This is a genomic window from Yoonia sp. (assembly GCF_036007805.1).
In the GTDB taxonomy this organism is placed as follows: Bacteria; Pseudomonadota; Alphaproteobacteria; order Rhodobacterales; family Rhodobacteraceae; genus Yoonia.
This window is the reverse complement of sequence record NZ_DASYOK010000207.1, coordinates 1-4,574: the sequence shown is the minus strand read 5'-3', so window position 1 is coordinate 4,574 and position 4,574 is coordinate 1. Positions and strand designations below refer to the sequence as shown.

At 60.7% G+C, this 4,574-nt stretch carries 3 protein-coding genes and 1 pseudogene; 3 read left to right on the top strand and 1 reads right to left on the bottom strand.

Annotation, left to right across the window (positions count from 1 at the left end; all coding sequences use genetic code 11):
- Window positions 1–217 (top strand): annotated as a pseudogene (locus VGP75_RS11690) (hypothetical protein); the annotation flags it as partial.
- Window positions 218–254: 37 nt separating this feature from the next.
- Here VGP75_RS11690 and VGP75_RS11685 read toward each other — a convergent pair.
- Window positions 255–2,228, bottom strand: coding sequence for a GumC family protein (locus tag VGP75_RS11685; protein ID WP_327543830.1), 1,974 nt, complete (start codon window positions 2,226–2,228; stop codon window positions 255–257).
- Between the two features lie 190 nt (window positions 2,229–2,418).
- Between VGP75_RS11685 and VGP75_RS11680 the strand changes: the two genes are divergently transcribed.
- Together VGP75_RS11680 and VGP75_RS11675 are read left to right on the top strand one after the other, a co-directional pair.
- On the top strand, window positions 2,419–3,630 hold the full coding sequence (locus tag VGP75_RS11680; protein ID WP_327543829.1) for a lipopolysaccharide biosynthesis protein: 1,212 nt from the start codon (window positions 2,419–2,421) through the stop codon (window positions 3,628–3,630).
- On the top strand, window positions 3,615–4,574 hold a 960-nt coding region (locus VGP75_RS11675), incomplete at its 3' end, for an oligosaccharide repeat unit polymerase (RefSeq protein ID WP_327543828.1). The genes VGP75_RS11680 and VGP75_RS11675, both read left to right, overlap by 16 nt.

The following is a 4,574-nucleotide window of genomic DNA, read 5'->3' as shown; positions in this document are numbered from 1 at the left end:
TTATGGCCATGAGGCGGGTGCGCTTGCGGTGCCGGGTAACCGGCTTGACGCGTTTGACGCGTTTGTGCTGCCCAATATCGAAGGCCGGACCGCTGGCGGATCGGTTGATTGGCCCGCAAAGGCCTATATCAGTGCAAATGTGGATGGCGGATTGACCCTGCAAGAGGGCGACAGTCTGCAGTTTTACAACCGGCATGTGATCTCGGTAACGCCTTAAAGAAAAGGGCCGCATTTTGCGGCCCTTTTTGCTGATCCTAGAGCGTTTGCGCCGCGTGCAGCGCGGGCAGGCAAGGATCGTTGGACCATTGCCGCATCTTGCGCAGGTTGATCCGTGACAGGACAAACCCCGTCGCCGGATGCCCGATATCCTCCAGAGCCTCAAGCCCGCGTTGCACCATGTCGCGCGGGGTCTTTGACCAGCGGACCGCATAGATGATCGCATCGGACTGCCGCGCGAAAAGCAGCGCCTCGGGGGCGGCCAGCACAGGTGGTGCGTCGATGATGATGTGGTCATAGTGCTGGCGCAGGCTTTGTAGCCTGAGGGTCAACGCATCGGACAAGAGCGGCGCATGGTGGTCTGTCATTTCGGGGATCGCCAGAACATCGGCCCCGAGACTTGCGCAATGGGTTGCCTGTTCGCCACTGGCCCAGCCTTGTTGCGCGGCATGAAAGGGACCTGCGCCAAGCAAGGATCGCAAGAGTGGATCGGACGTATCTGCGCCGACCAGGACCACCCGCTTGCCAGACATACCCAGCGTTCTGGCCAAGAGAAGCGCATGGTGCGTTTTGCCTTCTCCGGCGGTGCTTGAGGTTGAAAGAATCACCTTTGCCGTGCTGCCTTGCGGGGTCAGGGCGAGCGCTGTGTGCAACCTGCGCCCCGCCTGCGACAGCCCTGTCTGGGGCCGAGCAGCCAAGGCGTGCGCGCCTTTGTCGAAAGGGCGCAACGCGCGGTGCGGGAATTGTGCCAGAACCGGCAGGCCGGTTGTATCGCGCAGGCTGCGGGCATCAATAAAGCCTTTGCGCGTGATGTGCCGGATGGTCACCGCCATGATGCCCAATATTGTGCCCAAGACAGTTGCGACCGTCAGAAGCAGCATCTTTTGCGGTCCCGCGTAGGTGCCTTCGGTGGCCGGTGTGATCCGCAGGTCCACGGCTGTGCCCAGTCCCTGCTGCATCCGGTTTTCCTGCAATTGCGCCAGAAAGCTTTGATAGACCAGGCGCGTGGCCTCGGTTTGAAATGCGATCTGTTGCAGGGCCGCGTGGCCTTCTGATTGTAGCGAAAGCTGCGCGCTGCGCCGGTCCTTGAGCGCCGCGATTTCGTTAATTTTCTGGTGAAGTTGCGCGATTTCGGCGGTATTGCGCGCGCTCCCTCTGTCGGGTGCGACTTCAAGCAGGCGCAGCGCGTTGCGTGCTTCGCTCAGGTCCTGATCTGCGGCAAGCACCTGTGCCGTCAGCGCATCCAGTGCAATGTCACCCTGAATTTGTGCGGAAGCGATGATTGCAGCGGCTTGCCGGTCGTGCTGCGCGAGCTCTGTGCGCAGATCATTGACGCGCGCTTGCAACAGGACTTCTGTTGCGGCCTGTTTTTGTCTCTGCGTTGCTTCCACATGGGACAGGTAAAGTGCTGCTGTCGTGTTGGCGAGCGTCACCGCTTTGTCTGCGTCGCGGCTTTGTGCGGTGATGTGCAGAATATAGGTATCGGCCTGGCGTGTGACCGTGAGTGCGCGGCGCAGGTTCTGGATCGTCTTGTCGAAGACGGCGGCTTCATCGGGGGGCTGTTCGGTTGTGCCGGCCAGCCAATGGCGCATCCGCGTGCGCAAGGTATTGGGTGAAAAGGGTTTTGTGGGGACGAGATATCGGTTGAATTCGGGGTCTGCCAGCAAATCCAGCGCCGTGACGACGCGGGTCAGCACAGGGTCGGATGTGACAAGCGCAGCGGCGGTATTGAGTGCCGTCTCATTACTGTTCAGTGCCGCCGCTATGCCCGAGGTCGCATCATCGGCACCGCCCAGTTGGGTCGTTGCGACGGCCGTATACTGTGGTTCTGCCATGCGAAATGCATAGTATCCGGCAATCCCAGTTGTGAGGACCAGCGCGCAAAGGACCAGCCATTTACCGTGCCACAGCACCCGCAGCATGGCCAGAACATCCAAAGGAGCGATCCGGTCAAAGGTATCGCGGTACCCGTGATACGGGTCCGGTTCGGCGTTAGTGTTGCGCTGTGTCATTTCAGTCCAAGTCGGCGTTTCTGTCCGGGGTCTTTCCTGCAAAACACCACAAAGGAGTTAACCTTTAATTAATCACAATGAATGAGGACTAAAGCTGCGCCGTCTTTGGTTAATGGCGCTTAGCAACGGTTTTCGTGTGATGCCAGTATCCAGATTAGCACGTTTGGCAAGCCAAGGCGTAGCAGGGTCCATGGGCCTTCGGGTCGGGATCGTTGGTGCCAATTTCCTTGTCATGCTGGGTCTTGCCGCTTGGCTGGGGCTTGAGACCTTCGGCCAGCTGGCGGTACTTTGGGGCGCGGGGCTTGTCGCTGGCACGCTGGTGTCATTGGGTGGGCCCGTGATCTTGCTGCGGGTGCTGACGGACGGGCAGGGGCTGCGCGCAGCGGATATTTTCCGGGTCGCTGTGCTTTATCCGGCGGCGCTCGCGCTGGCCGCTTGGGGCTGCGGGACGCTGATCTGGCCCGCCATGCCGTGGCTGGCCATCACCGGTGTCGGTTTTTGCGTCAATCTGCTGGGCTGTCTTGGCAGCATCATGCGGGCACTGGGAAGTGTGCATCTGTCTATGGCGTTGCGCGATGCCGGACCGCAGGTGGCGCTTGGTGTCGCCGCGCTATTGCTTCCGGATACAGGTGCCGCGGGCATCCTTTTGCTGTGCGCGCTTGTGATGGCGGGTTTCGCCGCGGTCGGCGTACTATGGGCGATCCCGCGGATGCAAGGGACGCAAGTTCTGGCGCGGCTGCACCGTCCCTATCTGAGCCTGTCGCTCTGGGCGACATCGGTCACGGGCATGGTCGTGGCACAGATGGATCTGATTGTCGGCGGTGCCGTGATTTCCGGAGAGGCTTTGGGCATCTATGCCTTGCTGCGCCGCGTTGCCAACCTTGTGGCGCTGCCTGTCAGCGTGGCGACATGGGTTAGCGGACCTGCGGTGTCAGCGGCAAAGGGTGCCGGCGATATCACCGCCCTTGCCCGTGCGAGCGCGCGGGGTAGCCAGATTGCGATTTTACCGGGGCTTGTGCTGTTTGGCATGGCGCTTTTGGCGTTGCTGGTCCTGCCCTACATGCTTGCGCAAACGGCAGGTGCAGTGCCGCAATTTATCTTTGGTGTCCTGTTGCTGGGGGCGTTGGGACAGGTGGTTCTGGCGTCAAGTTTCACCGTGGCAACGCTTTGCGGTTTGCAGCGGTGCGCACTGGCCGCGCGGCTGTTGATGACAGGGCTTTATCTGGCGTGGTTTGCGTGGTGGGGCGCTGAATTGACAGCGCTGACCAATGCGCTGGGCTATGTCGGCGCGCTGTCCTTGGGCGGTTTCGCCCTGTGGTGGGCGGTCTGGCGGAAACTGGGGATTGATACATCGGCCATGGTGTTGTGGCGGGGAAAGGAGGGGCAGTGGAGAACCTCCTGATCATCCTTCTGGCGCTGATGTGCACTGTCATTCCGTTCTGGATGGGCGAACGCTATGGGCTGGTGCGTCTTGTCTCGCCGATGCATTTGCTGGCTTATTTTTGTGCCTTCGGGTTCCTGATCAAGGTCGCGGTTTATAGCGCGGACCCTGCCTTGGCATTTTACAGCCAATTCATTGAGACCGCAGAGGCAATGCCGCGCGGGGCGGTCTATCTGGCGGCCTTTGTGATGCTGATGTGTCTGGGCTACCGGTTGGCGCTGCGGCCCTGTGATCCGGGTCCGCCAATCCGCGAGGCGCGCCTGATCGCAGGCGGGCTGGTGCGTCAGGGCTGGCTGTTTGTTGCGGCCTTCGGTGTGGCGGGTTTGACCTTTGCGCTGATCCTGCAGGCCCGTGGGTTGTCGCTTTTTTCCGCTGATCTTTTGACCGCTTTCAATCAGGACAAGCAGATCAATGTGAACCGTGAAGGCGTGGGCGCGACGCTAGCAGGGATCAAGATGCTGTTTGTTGTGCCCAAATGCGCCTTTGTGATGCTTCTGGCGCAGGGGCTGGTGCTGCGTGCGCCGTGGCTCATGTTGCAGGCAGGTGTTCTGGCGCTTTTGCTGGTGATGATTGCGCTGGTCTCAGGGGACCGGTTCGAGCTGGTCGAATTGCTGGTTTTCGCCTGCGCGACCTATCTCATTGTGGTGGGCTTTCCAGGGCTGCGGTCGGTACTATGGATGATAGGCGGAGCGGTCGGCGTGTTCGCTATGGCTGCCTATATGACCGCCCTGCGCGGGGTTGATGCGGGCCTGTGGGAACAGATTGTCAGATCGACCTATTTTCTGGATATCAATGCGGCCGTGATGGTCACCGATCAGGTCAGGCCGGACACCTATTTGCTGGGCGAAAGCTATGGCTGGTGGACCTTCGGCTGGGTGCCCCGTGCGCTTTGGCTGGACAAGCCT

Bases quoted from the DNA above. Each gene is read 5' to 3' on its own strand.
- VGP75_RS11685 (WP_327543830.1), bottom strand. From the start codon at position 2,228: ATGACACAGCGCAACACTAACGCCGAACCGGACCCGTATCACGGGTAC.
- VGP75_RS11680 (WP_327543829.1), top strand. From the start codon at position 2,419: ATGGGCCTTCGGGTCGGGATCGTTGGTGCCAATTTCCTTGTCATGCTG.